The sequence below is a fragment of the Steroidobacter agaridevorans genome (genome assembly GCF_009932555.1).
In the GTDB taxonomy this organism is placed as follows: Bacteria; Pseudomonadota; Gammaproteobacteria; order Steroidobacterales; family Steroidobacteraceae; genus Steroidobacter; species Steroidobacter agaridevorans.
In genome coordinates this window covers 477940-499828 of the sequence record NZ_BLJO01000002.1, presented here as the reverse complement: position 1 = coordinate 499828, position 21889 = coordinate 477940, and the positions used below count along the sequence as shown (strand labels likewise).

General features: G+C 62.2%; 12 protein-coding genes. 11 read left to right on the top strand and 1 reads right to left on the bottom strand.

All coding sequences use genetic code 11. The features are described 5' to 3' along the window. Positions 1 to 107 precede the first annotated feature (107 nt). From GYH35_RS09005 to GYH35_RS08960, 10 genes are all read left to right on the top strand, one after another. Positions 108 to 2069, top strand: a complete 1962-nt coding sequence (locus GYH35_RS09005) for a diguanylate cyclase (protein ID WP_161828210.1) — start codon at positions 108 to 110, stop codon at positions 2067 to 2069. 20 nt (positions 2070 to 2089) lie between these two features. Then, positions 2090 to 3307, top strand: a complete 1218-nt coding sequence (locus GYH35_RS09000; RefSeq protein WP_161814903.1) for a dipeptidase — start codon at positions 2090 to 2092, stop codon at positions 3305 to 3307. 5 nt (positions 3308 to 3312) lie between these two features. Beyond that, entirely contained in the window at positions 3313 to 7155 is a 3843-nt protein-coding gene (locus GYH35_RS08995; RefSeq protein WP_202624182.1) for a hydantoinase B/oxoprolinase family protein, read from the top strand. After that, positions 7112 to 8422 (top strand): MFS transporter, encoded by a 1311-nt coding sequence (locus GYH35_RS08990; RefSeq protein ID WP_161828209.1) that lies wholly within the window; start codon positions 7112 to 7114, stop codon positions 8420 to 8422. The genes GYH35_RS08995 and GYH35_RS08990 overlap by 44 nt, the downstream gene beginning before the upstream one ends. Positions 8423 to 8532: 110 nt before the next feature. Beyond that, on the top strand, positions 8533 to 11421 hold the full coding sequence (locus tag GYH35_RS08985; protein ID WP_161814905.1) for a TonB-dependent receptor: 2889 nt from the start codon (positions 8533 to 8535) through the stop codon (positions 11419 to 11421). Positions 11422 to 11575: 154 nt separating this feature from the next. Beyond that, positions 11576 to 12958: a glucoamylase family protein gene (locus tag GYH35_RS08980; protein ID WP_202624180.1), complete on the top strand. Its 1383-nt coding sequence runs from the start codon at positions 11576 to 11578 to the stop codon at positions 12956 to 12958. 18 nt (positions 12959 to 12976) lie between these two features. Further along, a complete protein-coding gene (locus GYH35_RS08975) occupies positions 12977 to 14275 on the top strand; it encodes a sugar ABC transporter substrate-binding protein (RefSeq protein ID WP_407700203.1) in 1299 nt (432 codons plus the stop codon). Positions 14276 to 14348: 73 nt separating this feature from the next. Continuing rightward, positions 14349 to 15227 (top strand): carbohydrate ABC transporter permease, encoded by an 879-nt coding sequence (locus tag GYH35_RS08970; RefSeq protein ID WP_161814907.1) that lies wholly within the window; start codon positions 14349 to 14351, stop codon positions 15225 to 15227. Continuing rightward, positions 15224 to 16045 carry a carbohydrate ABC transporter permease gene (locus tag GYH35_RS08965; RefSeq protein WP_161814908.1) on the top strand — a complete coding sequence of 274 codons (822 nt, stop codon included), beginning with the start codon at positions 15224 to 15226 and terminating at the stop codon, positions 16043 to 16045. The genes GYH35_RS08970 and GYH35_RS08965 overlap by 4 nt, the downstream gene beginning before the upstream one ends. Next, positions 16042 to 19212, top strand: coding sequence for a discoidin domain-containing protein (locus GYH35_RS08960; RefSeq protein WP_161828208.1), 3171 nt, complete (start codon positions 16042 to 16044; stop codon positions 19210 to 19212). The genes GYH35_RS08965 and GYH35_RS08960 overlap by 4 nt, the downstream gene beginning before the upstream one ends. Positions 19213 to 19217: 5 nt before the next feature. Here GYH35_RS08960 and GYH35_RS08955 read toward each other — a convergent pair whose 3' ends face one another. Beyond that, positions 19218 to 20576 carry a GH1 family beta-glucosidase gene (locus tag GYH35_RS08955; RefSeq protein WP_161814910.1) on the bottom strand — a complete coding sequence of 453 codons (1359 nt, stop codon included), beginning with the start codon at positions 20574 to 20576 and terminating at the stop codon, positions 19218 to 19220. 29 nt (positions 20577 to 20605) lie between these two features. On the opposite strand from GYH35_RS08955, the gene GYH35_RS08950 reads away from it, so the two are divergent. Continuing rightward, positions 20606 to 21691: an ABC transporter ATP-binding protein gene (locus GYH35_RS08950; RefSeq protein ID WP_161828207.1), complete on the top strand. Its 1086-nt coding sequence runs from the start codon at positions 20606 to 20608 to the stop codon at positions 21689 to 21691. Positions 21692 to 21889 lie beyond the last annotated feature (198 nt).

The window sequence follows — 21889 nt, the reverse complement described above, 5'->3', positions numbered from 1 at the left end:
CCTGGCGCACGGGCTTTTCTTTGCTCGCCTGTGAGGGTGAAGGTGGTGGCGGGGCGGGGAAGCCGATACCATCGCAGCTCGCCTCACTATTCAATGAATCCTCGGGCTTGCGACTTCTCACTCTCATCCGAACGGCGTGCCTGTTCCTGGCCGTCGCAATTCTGACTGTGGCAGGGACGGTGCGGGCGGCCGACCCGCGCCCGACAGAAACAGCATCGACGCCGCATCCCGCCCAAACCTACATCGATCGGGCCGCGGCCGCGGTTCGCGCCAGACCCGAAGACAGTGTTCGGGATACCCAAGCGGCGCTGAAGATTCTCGCCAACCAGCCCAACGCCGATCTGGAGATCCGGGCGCGGTTGCTGCTCTGTGATCACCTCTCCGAACGGGACAAGGCGGCGGCCGAAGCCGAAGTCGCCAAAGCTCGCGCCCTGCTGCCGCGGGCGACTCGCCGCGGTCTCGAGGCGGGCGTGCTCAACTGCGAAGGCACGATCCTGGAAACCGTCAGCGAAAACGCTCGCGCTCGCGAACTCTACGAGCAGGCTGTCGCCGTCGCGACGCGCGCTCAGGACGATGAAATGCTCGCGGCGTCCTTGTTCGCCCGCGGCTATCTGCTCGGCCTGCAGGGCCAATACGCGACCGGCCTCGCCGATTTGAAGCGCGGTCAGGCGCTCTACGAAGAGCTCGACCTGCCGCACCATTCGCTCACCGCACTGAATGGCATCGCGATTCTCTACAACCGCATGGGTGACTACGCCCAGGCGAGATACATGTATGACCAGGCGCTCAAGGTTCAGCGCGAAGCCGGCATGTATCGCGAGCAGGGCGTGACGCTTCACAACCTCGGCCGCGCTCACGAGAACCTGCGCGAATGGGACGCGGCGCAAGCGGCGTTTCAAGAGTCTTACGACATCAATCGTCAGTTGAATTATCCGCGCGGCGAAGCGTATGCACTGCGTGGCCTGGCGGCGGTGAAGAACGCCAAGGGCGATCCAAACGGTGCTTTGCAGACGCTCGAACAAGCGATGGTCCTGCAACGGCAGACGCCGGATGCACGCCTGAATGCGCAGATTCAATTGGCGCGTGGCGTGGCGCTGCATCGGCTGCGACAGTTGCCGGCCAGTGCTGAAGCATTGCAGGCAGCGCTCGGCGTGTTCCGCCAGGCTGATTCATTGAGCGAGCTGCGGGCCACCTATGGTGAGCTCGCGGCGGTGCTGTCTGACATGGGCGATTGGCGCGAAGGTTACGCTCATCTGCTCAATGCGCAGGAAACGTCCGAACGCATGTTCCGCAATCAGGTCGATCAGCGTTTCGCGACCTTGAAGGTGGAGTTCGACACCGCGGCGAAGGAAAAAGAGAACGCCTTGCTGGTCCGTGAGAACAACGCCAACCAGCTGGCCCTGGCGGAAGGCCAGCGCGCGCGCAATTGGCAACGAGCGGTGATCGTGTTGACCGTCGTCCTGATCGTGTTGCTGGGAATCCTGGCCTGGCACCAGTGGCGCTCGACCCGCCGCATGCGAACCCTGGCGATGACCGACGAGCTGACGGGCGTGCCGAATCGTCGCGCCGTGTTGACGCGACTTGCGCCATTGTTGCAACAGCCGAATCCGCCCAGCTGTGCGATGCTGATCATCGATATCGACCACTTCAAGAGCATCAACGATCAGCATGGTCATGCCGAAGGCGATGAGGCGCTGAAGGCGGTCGCCCGGGAGTTGCGCGAGGACGTGCACGAGCCGGCCTTCATCGGCCGCCTCGGTGGTGAAGAGTTCGTGGTGGCGATTCCGGGCGCGGACTATGACCGGGCGTATCGCCTGGCGGAGCGCTTCCGCGAAAGCGTGATGAGCATCGATACGCGACGCTGGCTGAACGATCGTCGCATTACCGTCAGCATCGGGCTAACCATGGCGAAATCGACCGGCGATACACCCAGCACCATGTTGCAACGGGCGGACGCGGCGTTGTATGACGCAAAACGGGCGGGGCGGAACTGCGTGAAGGTGCAGTTGCCCGCGCCGGAGAGCGAGGCGCCGGCGCCGATGAAGCCGGGGCAAGTGGAATTCGCCTGACTCAAAATTTAGGGGACACGATGACGAACCTGCGACGGGGCCTGCTGGCCGCCTGTGGATTGGTGACATTCGCGGCGCTGAGCACGGCGGCCCATGCCGATGAGGACAAGGCACTCGCGCACGCGCGTCAGCTGCTCAAGAAAGCGATTCTGGTCGATGGCCACAACGATCTGCCCTGGGCGATCCGCATCGACAAGAAGGCGCCCGGCGATGTCGCCGCCTACGATCTGAACGGCACAGTGGCTGGACAGACGGATCTGAAGCGTCTGGACAAGGGCGGCATCGGCGCGCAGTTCTGGTCGGTTTATATCCCTGGCGAGATCGGCAGCGGCTTTGCGCGCACGCAGCTCGAGCAGATCGACATCGCCCGGCGCATGATCGAACGCTATCCCAAGCTTCAGTTCGCCACCACGGTCGCGGACATTCGCGCCGCGCATCGCGAGGGACGCATCGCGTCGCTGATGGGCATGGAAGGCGGCCACGCCATCGAGAATTCGTTGGGCGCCTTGCGCGCGTACTACGAGCTTGGCGTGCGTTACATGACGCTCACTCACAACGTGAATCTGGATTGGGCGGACTCGGCCGCCAAGCCGCCCGAACATGGCGGTCTCACCAAGTTCGGTGAGGACGTCGTGCTGGAGATGAACAAGCTCGGCATGCTGGTCGATCTGGCGCACGTGTCCGACGACACGATGGACGATGCGCTGCGCGTGTCGAAGGCGCCGGTGATTTTCTCGCACTCGTCGGCTCGCGCGATCTGCGATGTGCCGCGTAACGTGCCCGACAGCATTCTGAAGCGCCTGCCGGAGAATGGCGGCGTGGTGATGGTGACGTTCGTTGCCGGCTTCATCGATCCCGAAGTCGCCAAGATCCAGGTGCCCGCGATGGCCGAGCTGAGCCGTCGCACTCAGGGCAAGTCGGTCGAAGAGGCCGAGAAGATCGCCGATGAGGTGATGGGCAAGCTGAAGCTGCCCAAGACCAACATCGCCAAGGTGGCCGATCACATCGAGCACATCCGCAAAGTGGCCGGCGTGAAGCACATCGGCTTGGGCGGCGACTACGATGGCAATTCGGATTGGCCGGTTGGACTCGAAGACGTGTCCAGCTATCCATTGTTGTTTGCCGAGCTGATTCGCCGTGGCTGGAGCGATGAGGACCTGACGCTGCTGGCGGGCGAGAATGTCCTGCGCGCGTTGGCTCAAGCCGAGAACGTGTCACGTCAACTCAGCAAGAAATAATTGGTTTGAGCCCCGCGAAGGAACGCTGGCAGTTCTGGATCGATCGTGGCGGCACGTTCACGGATGTGATCGGCCGCCGTCCTGACGGCGAGCTGGTCACACTCAAACTGCTCTCCGAAAATCCGCAACGTTATCGCGACGCTGCGGTTCAGGGGATTCGCGAGTTGCTGCAACTCGCTGCCGATGCGCCGATTCCTTCCGAGCGCATCGATGCCGTGAAGATGGGCACGACGGTGGCGACCAATGCGCTCTTGGAGCGCAAGGGCGATCGCACGGTGTTGCTCATCACGCGCGGCTTTGCCGATGCGCTTCGCATTGCTTATCAACACCGCCCCAAGCTTTTCGTTCGGCACATCGAGTTGCCGTCGTTGCTCTATGAAGAAGTCGTCGAGATCGACGAGCGCGTTGGGGCCGATGGCAGCGTCATTCATTCGTTGGATCGGGCGGCTGCTGAGACCTCACTGCGGGAGGTCTTCGCTCGCGGTGTGCGCAGCTGCGCGATCGTGTTGATGCATGGTTATCGCTATCCCGACCATGAGCGGCAGCTCGGTGAGCTCGCGCGGCGGATCGGATTCTCACAAGTGTCGGTGTCGCATGAAGTCAGCCCGCTGATGAAGCTGGTCTCGCGCGGCGATACGACGGTTGTCGATGCATATTTGTCGCCGGTCTTGCGGCGATATGTGGAACAGGTGGCGTCGCAGTTGCCGGGCGTGCGATTGCAGTTCATGCAGTCGTCGGGTGGGCTGACGGATGCGCACCAGTTTCAAGGAAAGGACGCGATTTTGTCGGGGCCGGCGGGAGGCATCGTCGGCGCCGTTCGCGCGGCGAGCGAGGCGGGGTTCGAGAAGATCATCGGCTTCGACATGGGCGGCACGTCGACGGATGTTGCTCATTACGCCGGTGAATATGAGCGTGCATTCGATACGGAAGTCGCCGGCGTGCGGCTGCGAGCGCCGATCATGCAGATTCATACCGTCGCGGCAGGTGGTGGATCGATTTGTCGGTTCGATGGTGTGAGATTGAGGGTTGGACCGGAGTCGGCGGGCGCGGAGCCCGGGCCTGCGGCATATCGTCGCGGCGGGCCGCTGACGGTGACGGATGCGAATGTGTTCTTGGGGAGGATTCAGCCGGAGTTCTTCCCGGCGGTGTTCGGACCGGAGGGCGATCAATCACTCGATGCGGCTGTGGTGAACGTGAAGTTCCAGGCGCTAGCAGCTCAGGTTGCGGAAACCGTTGAAGGGTCGAGTGGGCCGATTGGGCGTGCGAGCGAAGGGAATGCCGGCGTGGCTGCTGAAGCGGCGACGACAAGAGAAACGCCGCACGCGGCGGCGCATACGGCGGAGAGCATCGCGGCCGGCTGCATTCGAGTTGCCGTCGAGAACATGGCCAATGCCATCAAGAAGATCTCCGTTCAGCGGGGCCACGATGTCACTGAGTACACGCTCGTGTGCTTCGGCGGGGCCGCCGGGCAGCATGCTTGCTTGGTGGCTGACGCGTTGGGAATGCAGACGGTTTACATCCATCCGCTAGCGGGCGTCTTGTCCGCGTATGGCATCGGACTTGCCGATGTGACGTCGATGAAACAGCAAGCGGTCGAAGCGGAGTTGCGCGATGACGTACTCGCCGACCTGCAGGCCGCATTCGCCACGCTGGAATCTGCCGCCCGCGAGACCCTGCTAACGCAGGGCGTGCCGCTCGAACGCATTCGCGTCGAGCGCAAACTGGCGATCAAATACGCAGGCACGGACAGCACGCTGCTGCTGTCGCCAGGACCCGATGCCGCATTCAGCACAGCTCAGCCTAGCTCGCCCGCGGGCACCGATGCGGCAGGCACGATGTCGAATGCCGCGACGGCGCAGCCCCTCCGTTCCGGGCCAGCGGCGCAAGATGAAAAAAATAACGCTGCTGAGGAAACCAAACCGGGGCCGAGTTCACAGCTGGCTGCACGCTTCTACGACGAATATCGGCAGCGCTATGGCTTCTTGATGTCCGGCCGCGCGCTGGTCATCGAATCCATCAGCGTCGAGGCGATCGGCGCATCGCATCAGTCGCCCGCGCGAGCAAACAACTCGGCGTCGGCGGCGACACGACCCACGCCGATCGACTCTCGGGCCGTCTATTTCGAGAACTCCTGGCATCCAACGCCGTTCTTCGAACGCACCTCACTGCTGCCGGGCGCGAAGCTCCCCGGCCCAGCCGTGATCCGCGAAAGAAACACGACCATCGTGATCGAGCCCGGCTGGCAGGCCGAAGTCACACCGCTGAATCATCTGACGTTGCGCAGAGTGCAACCGCTGCGTCGGGAGCACGCGATCGGCACGCAAGCCGACCCGATCCTGCTCGAGGTCTTCAACAACCTCTTCATGGCGATCGCCGAGCAGATGGGTGTAACGCTCGCCAACACGGCAACCTCCGTGAACATCAAAGAGCGCCTGGACTTCTCCTGCGCGCTCTTCGACGACGCCGGTCACCTGATCGCGAACGCTCCGCACATGCCCGTGCACCTGGGCTCGATGGGCGAATCCGTTCAAGAGATCCTGCGACGACGAACGACCACGATGCGACCCGGCGACGTCTTCGTCCTGAATGCCCCCTATGCGGGCGGCACGCATCTACCCGACGTCACCGTCGTGATGCCAGTCTTCATCGGCGACTCGAAACAGCCCACGTTCTTCGTCGCCGCCAGAGGCCACCACGCCGACATTGGCGGTTCGACGCCGGGTTCGATGCCCGCGAACTCGACGCACATCGAGGAGGAGGGCGTGCTGCTCGATAACGTGCAGCTCGTCGCGAACGGCGTATTTCTCGAACCCGAAATCCGCAATCTGCTAACGGCAGGCAAGTATCCCGCCCGCAACGTCGAACAGAACCTCGCCGACCTGCGCGCCCAGGTGGCCGCCTGTCAAAAAGGTGCAGCCGAGCTCGAAACGATGGTCGCGCATTTCAGCCTGCCGGTCGTTCAGGCCTACATGCAGCACGTGCAGAACAACGCCGAGGAGGCCGTCCGAAGAGTCATCGACGCGCTTCACGACGGCGAGTTCACGTACCCAATGGACAACGGCGCCAGCGTCAAAGTATCCATCAATATCGATGCTCGATCGCGTTCAGCCAGCATCGACTTCACCGGCACGAGCGCCCAACAAGCGAATAACTTCAATGCCCCGGTGTCAGTCACGCGGGCGGCCGTGTTGTATGTATTCCGAACCTTGGTGGATGACGAGATTCCGATGAACGCCGGCTGTTTGAAGCCGCTGAACATCGTCGTGCCGCCGCGCTCCATGCTGAATCCGCAAGCACCCGCCGCCGTCGTTGCCGGAAATGTCGAGACCTCGCAGGTCGTCACCGATTGCTTGTATGGCGCGCTGGGCGTGCTCGCCGCAAGCCAGGGCACGATGAACAACTTCACCTTCGGCGACGGTCAGCACCAGTACTACGAAACCATCGCCGGCGGCTCCGGAGCCGGGCCGCAGTTCGATGGCACGGATGCGGTTCAAACTCACATGACGAACTCGCGGCTCACCGATCCGGAAGTGCTGGAATGGCGCTTCCCGGTGCGGCTGGACGCGTTCAGCATCAGGCGGGGCTCGGGCGGCGCAGGTCGGCACAAAGGCGGCAACGGTGTCGAGCGTCGTGTGCGCTTTCTGAAACCGATGACGGCGAACATCCTCGCCAATCATCGCGTCATCGCGCCGTTTGGCGTGAATGGCGGCCAGCCCGCGCAGGTCGGCAAGAACTGGATCGAACGCGCCGATGGATCAGTCGAACACTTTGGCGCCACGCATACGGCGCAACTGGAACCGGACGATGTGTTCGCGATCCAGACGCCTGGAGGCGGCGGCTTTGGCTGAGCGGCCGGCCGCAGGCCGGTTGGCGACCGCGAGCATCGTTGGCACGACGCTCGAGTATTACGATTTCGCGGTCTATAACATGCTGGCCGCGCTCGTCTTCAACAAGCTGTTCTTTCCTTCATTCGATCCGCTCTCCGGTACGTTGCTCGCGTTCTCGACGTTCGCAGTCGGTTACCTGTCGCGCCCGGTCGGTGGGGTGATCTTCGGTCACCTTGGCGATCGTTATGGCCGGCGCTTCGTACTCGTCGCGACGTTGCTGCTGATGGGCGTGACGACCGGGCTGATGGGCCTGTTGCCGACTTATACGAGCGCGGGCATCGCCAGTCCCATCATGTTGGTCGTGCTGCGATTCATTCAGGGCGCGGCGTTGGGCGGCGAGTGGGCGGGCGCGGTATTGCTGAGTGTCGAGCACGGCGATCCGCTGCGACGGGGTCGCAATGCTTCGTGGGCGCAGATGGGGCCATCGCTTGGAACATTGTTGGCGACTGGCTCGATCGCATTGATTACCTGGCTGCTGTCGCCGGATGAGTTCATCGCATGGGGCTGGCGTATACCGTTCTTCGCGAGCGTCGCACTGGTAGCGTTCGGTATGTGGATTCGGGTGGGCGTGGATGAGACGCCGTTGTTCAAGCAGATCGAACAGCAGCACTCCAAAGCGCATGCGCCGATCAGCGAGGTCGTGCGTGGGCACTGGCGTAGTTTGATCGTGGGCGGCGGCGTGCGCATCGGCCCGGACGTGTTGTACTCCCTGTCCGTGGCGTTCTCGCTGAGCTACTTAACAACTGTTCTGGGTCTGTCACGCACGCTCGCGCTGACGGCACTGTCGCTAGGTGGCGTCGCTAATGCGTTCACGATTCCATGGTTCGGTGGATTGTCGGATCGCTTGGGTCGACGCGTGGTGTATGGCGTCGGCGCCGTGCTCGGACTGATCTGGATGTTCGCGTTCTTTCCGCTGCTCGAGACCAAACAGCCGGCGCTCATCGTGCTCGCGATCGTCGTCGCGCTCACTGTGCACGCGATGATGTATGGGCCACAGGCGGCCTTCATAGCTGAACAGTTTCCTACGCGCGTGCGCTACGCCGGCGCATCGCTCGCCTATACATTGGCCGGTATAGTCGGCGGTGGCATCGCGCCGATGGTGTCTACCGCACTGTTACAACGCTTCGGCACACCTATTGCGGTTTCTTCGTATGCCGCGCTCGCCTTGCTGATCACCTGCGTGGTGCTGTTCATCGTGCGCGAGCGTGCGCGCGATCAGCTCGATTGAAGCTTTTTCCCGTTCGCCTTTCTGTCTAAAGTTGTACTCCGACAACACGTCGGAACTCTTTCGGCGCAGATTCGTTGCAGAACATTCCTGACAAAAGGGACGGGACAGCCATGAAGACGTTGCGATGGGGGATTCTGCGGGCCCTGGGCCTCTCTGTGATTGTCGCGGGCTCGGCGATCACGCCGAGCATCGTCGAGGCGCAGGTCACGAGTGCGGTCGTGCGCGGCCGAGTGTTGGCAAATGGCAACCCCGTGCCCGCGGGCGTGCAGGTGATTGCCACGAATTCCGAGACCGGCTTCACCAAGCAGGCGACGACGCAGGACAACGGCTCGTACGCATTGATCGGCCTGGTGCCCGGCACGTATCAGCTCAAGATTCAAGGCGAGGGTTTTCAACCCACCGCGCGCGCCGTGCGCGTGTCGATCGGTCAAGTGATCGATCTGGATTTGAACGCGATGGCCGAAGCCCCAGCGCTCACCGACGAAGTGGTCGTGACTGCCGAGCGGCTCGTCGACATGCGCACCTCGGAAGTCGCCACCAACATCAGCGTCGAACAAATCGAGTCGCTGCCGCAGGGCAATCGCAACTTCCTCAATTTCGCGGCGCTTGCGCCCGGTGTGCGCATCAACGATCGCGACACGGAGAAAACATTCCAGGCGGGCGCGCTCACCGCGAACGCCGTGAACGTTTATATCGATGGCGTGAGTTACAAGAACCAGGTGATCAACGGCGGCATCGTCGGTCAGGATGCGAGCCGCGGCAATCCCTTCCCGCAGAATGCCGTGCAGGAGTTCCGCGTGATCACGCAGAACTTCAAGGCCGAGTACGAGCAGGCGTCGAGCGCCATCATCACGGCGAAAACGAAGTCGGGCACCAACGAGTTTCATGGCGAAACGTTCATTTATTACCAGGACAAGAGCCTGGTCGCGAGCGATGACTTCGCGCGCCCCGGCGAGCCCAAGGCGCAGTACGAGCGCAAACAATACGGCCTGTCGTTCGGCGGTCCCATCATCCAGGACAAGATGCACTTCTTCGTCGCTTATGAAGGCAACGATCAGGATCGCGCCGAGCGCGTGACGCTGGGCAATCCCGCCGCCGAGCCGATCTTCGGGCAGTATGAAGGCTCGTTCGTGCAGCCGTTCCGCGAGGATCTGTTCTTCGGCAAGATCGACTACCAGCCGACGTACAACCAGACGATGGATCTGTCGTTCAGTCTGCGCGATGAGTCGGACATCAAGGATTTCGAGGGACAGAACAGTTACGAGGCCGCGAACGACATTCAGAACGAAGTGCGCACCGTGAAGTTCGGCCACACTTTCGACGCCGAAAGCTTCACCAATGAAGCGACGCTGCTGTACATGAAGTACGAATGGCATCCGACGCCGATCAACTACGATCTGATCGGCCGCGAGTATGTCGGCATCATTCGCATCGGCGGCGGCGCGACCAAGCAAAGCATCGGCCAGGAAGTGTTCACCTTCAAGGACGACCTGACCTTCACCGAGTTCGAGTGGCTGGGCGGCCACTCGGTGAAGACCGGCTTGCGCATCAGCCAGGTCGACTACGAGGTGCAGAAGTTCCAGGTGTCCAATCCGATCTTCCGGTTCCGTCCGGAGATCGGCAATTTCTCGTTCCCCGCCGAAGCCGAGTACGGCACCGGCAACCCGGATCTGTCGGGCGAGACGACGCAGTACGGTCTGTACATTCAGGACGACTGGGCGGTCACGCCCAAGCTGACATTGAATCTCGGCGTGCGCTGGGACTACGACACGGATCTGCTCGGCAAGGACTATGTGACGCCGGACGCGATTCGCGCAGCGGCTTCGCAGTACGTGCCGGAGCGTTACTTCACCGATGGCAACGACCGCGACAGCCCGACCGATCTGATCCAGCCGCGCCTCGGCTTCTCGTTCGACATGTTCGACGACAATCGCACGGTGCTCTTCGGCGGCGTGGGCCGCTACTTCGATCGCGTGCTCTACAACGAGATTCTCGACGAGCGTTTCCGCTTGCAGTGGGGCGTGCGCAAGTTCCAGTTCTCGCAGGACGGGCTGCCGCGCAACGGTCAGCCGACGATCGTGTGGAACGATGCGTATCTCAGCGTCGAGGGCTTGAATCAGTTGATCGCCTCGGGCGTCGCGCCGAATCCGGAGATCTTTCTGATCGACAGCGAGACGCGCATTCCGGAGACCATTCAAGCCAGCCTCGGCGTGCGTCAGCGCTTCGGCGACGACTGGCTCGCATCGCTCACGTTCGCTCGCAACCGCAGCCGTCACGGCTTCACATACATCTTCGGCAATCGCAATCCCGATGGTTTGATCGGTCCGCTGCCGGATGAAGGCTGCTGTGCGCCGGTGAGCGGCAGCTTCGGCAACATTCTGGTGTCCAGCGACGCCAAACAGACCTGGTACAACGGCGTGTATGTGACCCTGGAAAAGGCGTACAGCGAAGCGTCGCCGTGGGGCATGACGTTCGCGTACACCTACAGCGAGGCGGAGGAAACGGGCGGCGATCTGTTCAGTCTCGACTACCCGCTGGTCTCCGATTATCCCCGGCATCCCACCAGCGGCGATGAGCGGCATCGCATCGTGATGACCGGCATCATGGCCCTGCCCTGGGACATGAAGTTGTCCTCGACGCTGACCTTGGGCTCGGGCACGGGCTACACGATCACGGATCAATCCCAGGGCACCGGCCCCGGCGAGATCCAGTATCGCTATTACACGGGCCGCCCGGAGAAGCACTCCTTCATCATTCCGGACGCGTGGGGCTATCGCAGCCTGGATTTCCGCCTGGAAAAGAGCTTCGAATTCGGCCGCTCGCAGGCTTTGAGCATCGTCGGCGAGGTCTTCAACGTATTCGACTACGAGAATTACGACCCGCGTTCGTACAACGGCAACATCCCGTTCGGCGGTGCGCCCAACGAGGCCTTCGGCAAACCGACCCAACTGATCGAGCCAGGTCGCCGATTCCAGGTCGGAATGTCGTATAGTTTCTAGTCTCCAACCAGGAACACTATGGCATTCGTACACGATGAGGCTGCATGATTCCTTCACTTGGCCACGGCTTCTCTGGCTCCTCGCGGCGGCGCTGTTCGTAGGCGTCGCCGGCGCGGCGGAGCCAAAAGCCAGATCCAAGGTGCCGGGAGTCGTGGTGGAGCGCTCCAGAGTGTTCGATCCGGAGCGCGATGGCGATCCGGTCATCAACAATCTGCAGCGCCGCACGTTCCGCTTCTTCTGGGACACGACCAACAAGCAAAACGGGCTCGCGCCTGATCGCTTCCCATCGCCCTCGTTCGCAAGCACGGCGGCGGTGGGCTTTGCGCTCACGGCTTACGTGATCGGAGCGGAGCGGGGCTTCGTATCGCGCTCGCAAGCGCGTCTACGCACGTTGCGTACGTTGCGATTCCTCGAGTCGATGCCACAAGGGCCTGATGAGACCGGCATGGGCGGCTACAAGGGCTTCTTCTACCATTTCGTCCACATGCACAACGGCCAGCGCTTCGGCACGTCGGAGCTGTCGACCGTCGATACCGCGCTGCTGCTCGGCGGAGTGCTGCTGTCGCAAAGCTATTTCGATCAGGACAGCAGATCCGAGCGTGAGATTCGCGAGCTGGCCGAGAAGATCTATTCGCGGGTCGACTGGCAATGGGCCCAGAACCGGCCGCCGATTCTTTCGCATGGCTGGCGTCCGGAGAGCGGCTTCCTGCGCTTCGATTGGCGGGGCTACAACGAAGGCATGTTGATGTACATCCTCGCGCTCGGCTCGCCCACGCACCCGATCGAGCCCGAAGCGTGGACCGAATGGATGCGCACGTACAAAGACACGTACGGCAAGTTCAGCGGCCAGGAATTCCTTTCGTTCGGCCCGCACTTCGGCCACCAGTACTCGCACGTGTGGATCGACTTCCGCGGCATCATGGATGCGTGGAATCGCGAAAAAGGGTACGACTACTTCGAGAACAGCCGGCGTGCTTCGTACGCACAACGCGAGTATGCGCGGCAGAACCCGATGCGCTGGCGTGGGTACGACAGCGAAATCTGGGGCCTGACTGCGTGCGATGGTCCGGCCGATACGGTGCAGATCTATAACAACGAAGAGCGCGGCTTCTTCACGTATGCGGCTCGCAGCACCGCCTCCATTCATATCCTCGACGATGGCACGATCGCGCCGACCGCGTCCGTCGCTTCGATTGCCTTCGCACCGGAGATCGCGATCCCGGCGATTCGTGCGTTCCGCGCGCGCTTCGGCGAGCATCTGTATCAGAAGTATGGCTTCCTGGATTCGGTGAACCCGAGCTTCACGTTCACCGACGTGCCGCTGCGTCACGGCCGGATCGTCGAAGGGATCGGCTGGATCGCGGATGACTACCTCGGCATCGACCAGGGGCCCATCGTCGCCATGATCGAGAATTATCGCAGCGGCTTGATCTGGAGCGTCATGCAGAACAATCCGCACATCCGCCGGGGACTGCAGCGGGCAGGCTTCACGGGCGGCTGGCTCGATAAGCCCGCACCATCGCAACCCAGCTCTTGAGCCGCCCTTATGGCTTCGATGCCATTCGCCGCAGGGATGAATCGTCGAGAGGCGATCGCCGCGCTCTCTGGCGCTGCATTGGCGCTTGCCGGGTGCGGTCGTGCGAGCGACAAGAAGGAGCTCACGTTCTGGGGCGCGGGGCGCGAAGGTGACATCGCTGGAGAGCTGATTCGCGGATTCGAGCAGGAGCATCCGGAGATCCGCGTGAACGTCCAAAAGATGCCGTTCACCGTCGCGCACGAGAAGTTGCTCACTGCGTATGCCGGCGACACGCTGCCGGATCTTTGTCAGCTCGGTAACACCTGGATTCCGGAGTTCGCGGCGCTCGATGCATTGGAGCCGCTGGACGGTTACGTCGCGGCTTCCAAGGAAGTGCAGCTCGATGATTATTTCGACGGCATCCTGGCATCGAACCGGATCGATGAGACTTTGTTTGGCATTCCCTGGTACGTCGACACGCGATTGCTCTACTACCGTCGCGACTTGCTGCGCCAGGCCGGCTTCAACGAGCCGCCCCAAACGTGGGATCAGTGGAGCGAGATGCTCGGCGCGATCAAGCAGTTGGTCGGGCCGGATCGCTACTCGGTGCTGCTGCCCGTCAATGAATTTGAGCCGCTGTTGGTGCTCGGGCTGCAGTTGCCGGCAGAGTTGCTGCGTGAGGACGGCCGCTATGGCAATTTTCGTAGCGAGGATTTTCGGAAGGCACTTTCCTTCTACGCCAGCCTGTTCGATCGCGGCTGGGCGCCGCGCATGACGAACACCCAGATCTCGAATGTGTGGGATGAGTTCGGGCGTGGCTTCTTTTCGTTCTATATCTCGGGGCCGTGGAATATCGCGGAGTTCAAGCGACGACTGCCGCCGGCGGTGCAGAACGAGTGGATGACGGCGACCATGCCGGGGCCCGACGGGCCAGGTCTTTCCAGTGCCGGCGGTTCCAGTCTGGTTGTGTTCAAGACATCGCAAGCGAAACCGGAGGCGTGGCTCCTGGCCGAGTATTTGTCGCGGCCATCGACACAGCAGCGATTCTACGATCTCACGGGTGACATGCCGTCGCGGCGCAGTTCGTGGCAAATGCCTGCGCTCGTCGAATCGCCTTACGCTCGCGCATTTCTCGAGCAGTTGGATCGAGTGCGCTCGCCGCCGAAAGTGCCGGAGTGGGAACGCATCGCCACGGAGATGCGCCTCGCCGGCGAGCGAGTCGTGCAGCGTGTGCAGACGATTGATGAAGCGGTCGTCGCATTGGATCGCAAGACCGACGAGATCCTCGCGAAGCGACGGTGGATGCTAGAGCGCAATACGCTGCCGGGTGCCACATGAATTACGCAGCCGGCGTCCAAGGTTCCGTCGTGCGGCGTGCGATGCAGCCGCCGCCTCTCTTGCGGGAGGGGCGATGAAGCGTTCGATGGCGGCATGGTGGTTCGTCGGGCCGGCGCTGATCGTGCTGGGCGTGTTCTTCTTCGTGCCCGTGATCGGCGCGCTGCTGATGAGCCTGACAGATTTCGATCTGTATGCGCTCAGCGACTGGCGCAATCTGCGATTCATCGGCTTTCACAACTATGCGACGTTGTTGCAGGACCCGCTGTTCTGGAAGTCGCTGTGGAATACGTTGTACTTCGTCGTGCTCGGCGTGCCGCTGTCGATCGGGGCGTCGCTCGGTGCGGCGTTGCTGGTGAATTCCAAGCTGGGCCGATTCCGCAGCTTCTTTCGCACCGTCTACTTCGCACCGGTCGTGACCACGCTGGTGGCGGTGGCCGTCGTCTGGCGCTACATCTTTCACACCCGCTATGGATTCTTGAACTACAGCCTCAGCGGCCTGGGCATCGATCCGATCGACTGGATGGGCGATCCGCACTGGGCCATGCCGGCCATCGTCATCCTGGCGGTGTGGAAGAACTTTGGTTACAACATGATCATCCTGCTGGCGGCGCTGCAGAACATTCCGGAAGATCTTTACGAGGCAGCGCGAATCGATGGCGCTTCGGGCTGGCAGGTGTTTCGCCACATCACGATCCCCGGCATCGCACCGGTGCTGTTGCTGGTCAGCATCTTGACCATGACGGGCTATTTCCAGCTGTTCGCCGAGCCCTATGTGATGACCGAAGGCGGGCCGCTGCAGAGCACGTTGAGCGTGCTGTACTTCATGTACGAAGAGGGCTTCAAATGGTGGAGCCTGGGCCGCGCCTCGGCAGTCGCGTTCCTGTTGTTTGTACTGATGTTCCTCGTCACCGCGTTTCAGTTGCGCCTCGGGCGGCAGCGGGGTGATCGATGAAACGCAGAGGACCGGCGATCATCGTCAATCTGCTGCTCGTCATCGGCGCGGTGCTGACCGCATTTCCATTGTTGTGGATGCTCTCGGTCTCGTTCATGCCCACGGGCGCCGCGAGCACCTATCCGCCGCCGTTGTTTCCGGCGGCGCCGACGCTGGACAACTATCGAGAGCTGTTCGCCAATCACAATGCCGGTCGCTACATGTTGAACAGTGCCATCGTGGCGAGCCTCGCGACCTTGATCGCCCTGGTGCTCAACACGATGGCGGGCTACGCGTTCGCCAAGCTGAGGTTCAAAGGGCGCGAGCGGATCTTTCAGACATTGCTCGGCGCGCTGGTGATCCCGGCGCAAGTCACGATGATTCCGCTGTTTGCGCTCGTGAAGGAGATGGGACTGATCAGCACTTACGGCGGCGTGATCGTGCCGTCGCTTGCCAGCGTGTTCGGCATCTTTCTCATCCGTCAGTATGCGTTGTCGCTACCCGATGAGTTGCTCGAGGCAGCGAGAATCGACGGCGCGAGCGAGGGCAGGATCTTCTGGTCGCTGGTCGTGCCGTTACTGCAGCCGATCCTGGTGACGCTCGCGATTCTCACCTTTCTCGCGACCTGGAACGATTTCATGTGGCCGCTGATCGTGCTGACCGATCAGAAGCTGCACACACTGCCGGTCGCGCTGGCCGGGCTGTCTCGGGAACACGTGCAGGATAATGAATTGATGATGGCAGGCTCGGTGATCACGGTATTGCCGGTGCTCGCGCTGTTCCTGGCCCTGCAGCGGTATTACATCGCCGGCATCCTGGCGGGGAGCGTGAAGGGATGAAGGCGCTACGTTGGGCATTGCTGCTGTTGTTGCCGGCGCTCGCATGGGCGGCGGAGCAGGCGCCGCAGCTGCAGGTTCGGTATCTCGACGAGATGGAGAACGCGGCTGAGTGGCAAGCATTGGCCTCCGATGGCGTCGACGCCTCCGTGCACAACGCGAAGGGTGTCCAGGGCAACGCTCTGGTGCTGGAGTTCAATCTCAACAACACCGCCGGCTATGCCGCCGCGACGCGTAAGTTGCCGGTCCAGTTGCCGCAGGACTATGAGATCTCGTTCTGGATGCGCGGCGAGGCGGGGCGCAATCATTTCGAGGTGAAGTTCGTCGATGCGTCGGGCGATAACGTCTGGTGGTTCCGGCGCCCCAATTTTCAGGTGACCGGCGACTGGCAGCAGATCCGCATCAAGCGTCGGCAGATCGAGTTTGCCTGGGGCCCCACGAACGATCGCACGCTCAAATCATTTGCTGGAATGGAGTTCGTCGTCGCCGCCGGCCAGGACGGTGGCAAAGGCAGTTTGTGGTTCGACCGGCTGGCGCTCAAGCCGGTGCAGAAGCCTTCCCAGATCCCCAAGCCCACCGTGACCGCCTCATCGCAAGAGGGCAGCAACGTGGCCGCGCGGGTCCTCGATGGGCAGGCGCGAACAGCCTGGCAAAGCGATGCGAGCGGCAACGACCAGACGTTACAGCTCGATCTGCAGGCAGTGCAGGAGTTCGGCGGCCTCGAGATCGATTGGACGCCGCAGCTGTACGCCCAGCGTTACACCATCGAGCTGTCGAGCGACGGCAAGGCCTGGAACAAGGTCCGCACCATCGAAGCGGGCAACGGCGGCCGTGACTCGCATTTGCTGCCGGAGTCGGAAGCCCGATTCATTCGCCTGACCATGCCGAAGCCCGGCCGCGCCGTCGGCATCTCCGAGCTGCACGTTCGCGATCTGCAATTCGGCGCGTCGCCGAATGCGTTTATCGAATCGCTAGCGAAGGATGCGCGGCGTGGCTGTTATCCGCGTGCGTATTCGAACGAGCAAACGTATTGGACCATCATCGGTGTCGACGGCGACACCGAAGAGAGCATGCTGTCCGAGGACGGTGCGCTGGAAGTTCGCAAGGGCAGCTTCTCCATCGAGCCATTTGTCCGCGTGCGTGACAAGTGGCTCACCTGGGCCGACATGTCGATCCGGCATTCGTTGGCTGACAACTATCTGCCCATTCCGTCGGTGGAATGGAAACATTCCGACGTGATGGTGACGACGACCGCCTATAGCGTCGGCGAGCCAGGAAAGGGCCGCACCGAGGCGGTCTACACGGTTCGCAACCCGACCAAGAGCCGTCGCCAGTACACGCTTGCATTGACGGTGCGGCCGTTTCAAGTGAATCCGCCGGCGCAGTTTCTGAATACCGCCGGTGGCGTCAGTCCCATTCAAGAGCTGGCTTTCGAGAACGGTGCGGTGAGCGTCGATAGAATCGCAAGCGTGCTCCCGCGAACGCCGCCTCAATCGTTCCGTGCGGTGACGCTGGCGGCGGACACGCCGTGCGAATGGCTTGCGGCTCCGAGTGGCCCGACGAAGATCACGGATGAGAGCGGGTTCGCGTCGGGTGCGTTGCTGTACACGCTGGATCTGGCGGCGGGCGAGAGCCAGGAGATCATTCTGGACCTGCCGCAGCATGCGGGCGCCCCGCGAGGCGAGGGCAGCATCGGGGAGCGGCAGCAGCAGCTCGCGACGAGCTCACAAGCGCCGATGACCAAGGCGGAAGTCGAGCAGCAGTGGCGCGACAAGTTGAATCGCGTCGAGCTGATCCTGCCGAAAGCGGATCAGAAGTTATACGACACGCTTCGAACCTCCCTGGCCCACGTGCTCATCAACCGGGACGGTCCTGCGATTCAGCCGGGCTCGCGTTCGTACGAGCGTTCGTGGATCCGCGACGGCGCGATGACCTCCGAAATGCTCCTGCGCATGGGGCATGAGGACGTCGCGAAGGAATTCCTCGCCTGGTTCGCGCCTTATCAATTCGCGAACGGCAAGGTGCCGTGCTGTGTGGATCGTCGCGGCGCCGATCCGGTGCCCGAGAACGACAGCGGCGGCGAATTCCTGTTTCTGATCGATGAGATCTACCGCTACACGGGCGACGAGCAACTGTTGCGTTCCATGTGGCCCGCCGTCGTCAAAGCCGTCGAGTACATGGACAAGCTGCGCCTTTCGGAGCGCACGCCAGAAAACCAGCAGGGCGATCGCGCGGTGTTTTACGGGCTGATGCCGGCGTCCATCAGTCACGAAGGCTATTCGGCCAAGCCCATGCACTCGTACTGGGATAACTTCTGGGCCTTGGGCGGCTACGAGGTCTCGATCCGCATTGCCCGCGCGCTGAAAGAAAAGAAGCAGATGTATGCGTTCATCGAGTCGCGCGATCAGTTCCGTTCCGATCTGTATCGCTCGCTGAACATCGCCATGCGCACCCACAAGATCGACTATCTGCCGGGCGCGGCGGAGCTCGGCGATTTCGACGCGACCTCGACCACGATTGCCCTGGCGCCGGTGGGTGAGACCCAGATGCTGCCGCCGAACGAGCTGCAGGCCACCTTCGAGCGCTACTGGCAGCACTTTGTCGAGCGTAAAACCGACACCACCTGGGACGCCTACACGCCGTACGAGTGGCGCAATCTGGGTGCGTTCATTCGTCTGCGCTGGCGCGATCGAGGCGAGGACTTGATCGAGTTCTTCATGAACGATCGGCGCCCCGTCGAATGGAATCAGTGGGCCGAGGTCGTCGGCCGCGAGCCGCGCAAGAGCCGCTTCATTGGCGACATGCCGCACGGCTGGGTTGCATCCGACTACGGGCGCTCTTTGCTGGATATGTTTGCGTACGAGCGCCAGGCTGATGAGACCCTGGTGCTGATGGCGGGCGTGCCGGAAGCCTGGACCAGGAAGGAAGGTTTCGAGGTGCGCAACCTGCGCACGCCGTTCGGCCCGCTCAGCTACTCGCTGAAAATCGAAGACGGCAAGGGCACGCTGCACATCGAGCCGCTGAAACAAATGCCCGTCGGCGGCATCGCGGTTTCATGGCCGGGCGAGGCGCCGCCCAAGAATCATTCGATTCAAAAGGGCTTCGGACGCTGGCTGGGCACCGACCTGCGCGTCAACGAGCTGCCGTTCACCATCGTCTTCCCCCGATGAGGGAACTACTCCGTCAGCGCCGCGCCGTTGCTGGCAATCACCTTCGAGTAGAAGTGCGCGCTGCTCTTGAGCGTGCGCTTCAGCGTCTCGTAATTCATGTGCACGATCCCGAAACGCTTGGAAAAGCCAAACGCCCATTCGAAGTTATCGAACAGCGACCACGCGAAGTAACCGCGTATGTCCGCCCCGCGTTGCATGGCGGTGTGGACGGCGGTGATGTGCTTGCGCAGATAGTCGACTCGCAACGGATCTTCCAGCACCGGCCCTTCGACCTGCGGCGGATCGAAGAAACAAGCGCCGTTCTCGGTGATGTAGACCGGTGGATTGCCGTACTGGTCCTTGATCCACAGCAACGTATCGACCAGACCTTGGGGATACACCTCCCAGCCGGTTTCCATGTGCGTGTGCTGCTTTTGTTTCACCGTCGTCGCCTTCAACGGCCACGACGTGGGATCGGAGCGAACCACGGCGCGGGTGTAGTAGTTCACGCCGATGTAATCGAGCGGCTGCTTGATCAATCTGAGATCGGCGGCAGGCCACTGCGGCCACGCTTCGCCGAACACTTCGTGCAGCTCTTCGGGATACGAGCCGAGCAGGGCGGGCTCGAGATATTGCCGGTTCATGTAGGCTTCGGCACGCCGCGTCGCTGCACAGTCCGCATCGGATTGCGACGCTGCATACTTGGGCTCGATGTTCACGACCAGGCCGATCTTGTTGCGCCCCGTCGCGCGATAGGCCTGGACCGCCGCGCCATGCGCCATCATGAGATGATGGGCAGCCCGCGGCGCTTCGAAGATGTTGCGATGACCCGGCGCCAACACCCCGTGCATGTAGCCGCCATCGGCCACCACCCAGGGCTCGTTCAACGTGGTCCAGTAGTTGACCCGATCGTCGAGCCGTCGAAACATCACGTCGGCGTATTCGGCGAACCACTGCGCGATGTCACGATTCAGCCAGCCGCCGCGATCGTCCAATGCCGCTGGCAGGTCCCAATGAAACAACGTCACCATGGGTTGAATGCCACGCGACAGGAGTCTGTCGACCAGCCGCTCGTAAAAGTCCAGGCCGGCCGCGTTGATGCGCCCGGTGCCCTCGGGCAGCACTCGGCCCCAGGCGATGCTGAAGCGGTAGGAGTTCAAGCCCAGCGAGTGCATCAGATCGACGTCGCTTTCCCAACGCCGATAGTGATCGCAGGTAACATCGGCCGTGTCGCCGTCCTGCACGCGCCCGGGCGTGTGCGAGAAGCGGTGCCACACACTAGGGCCTGCGCCGTCGGCCAGCGGCGAGCCTTCGATCTGATACGCCGAAGTGGCGCAGCCCCAAAGGAAGTCTTTGGGAAAGAGAATGGGAGCAGGCTTGGTCATCGCACTAGTCTAGAGGAGCGCGGGCGGGCGTGGCAGCAGTAAAACTAAAAGCCGTACGTAAGGTTTACAGCAACGGCCATGTCGGCGTCGACAGCGCCTCGTTCGATATCGCCGATGGCGAGCTCCTCGTGCTGGTCGGCCCCTCCGGCTGCGGCAAGAGCACGCTGCTGCGACTGATCGCCGGGCTGGAAGAGGCGACCGACGGCAGCATTCATATCGGCGATGTCGACGTTACGTCTCTGGAACCCCGCGATCGGGACATCGCCATGGTGTTTCAGAGCTATGCCCTGTATCCGCATATGACCGTGCGCGAGAACCTCGGATTCGGCCTGAAGCTGCGGGGCCATTCGGAAGCTGAGGTCGCGGAGCGGGTCAAGGACGCGGCCGACCGGCTCGAGCTGGAATCCATGCTCGATCGATTGCCCAAGCAGCTGTCCGGCGGTCAGCGGCAACGTGTCGCGCTGGGGCGTGCGTTGGTGCGGCATCCAAAAGTGTTTCTATTGGACGAGCCGTTGTCGAATCTCGATGCGAAATTGCGCTCGGCGATGCGGACGGAGATTGCGAGGCTGCATCGCTCGTTGCAGACGACGATGGTGTATGTGACACACGATCAGGTCGAGGCCATGACGCTGGGCCAGCGCATCGTGGTGCTCGATCGAGGCATCGTGCAGCAGATCGACACGCCGATGAATATTTACGAGCGGCCCGTGAATTTGTTCGTTGCCGGCTTCCTCGGCAATCCCGCGATGAACTTCTTCCGAGGTTCGTTGAATAGCGGCGGGACGGTGTTGAGCGGCGAGGGCGCCGAGCTCGCCGTTCCTCCCGGGCTGCCGGCGGGGAAGAGCATTGTCGTCGGCATTCGGCCGGAGGATTTGCAGCGTGTCGATGGCGCGAGTCCGCCGAACAATATTCGCTTGTCGGTGCTGGTCGATTTGATTGAGACCGTTGGCAACGAATCGTTCATCCATGCGAGCGCCGGCGCGTGGCGAATCATCGTCAGATCGTCGCCATATCACCTGCCGCCGTTAGGCTCCACGATCACCTTGCAGGTGATGCCCGAACGCCTGCATTTTTTCGACGCAGAGAGCACACAAAGAATTGCCGTGACCAGCTGAGGTCGAGCATGCTTAGCCGGCGACGCCTGGCGGCATCAGTGCTGATCCTCCAACGTTCGCGAAAGAGGTTTGGCAAGGAAGCCGGCCGCACCAGTAGTGGCAGCAGCGCAGCTACTGCGGGACATTCGCCGGAGGTTATTCGCCTGCCGGCGCGCACGAACAACATCCACTCCACCGTGCTCGCGGTACAAAGCATCA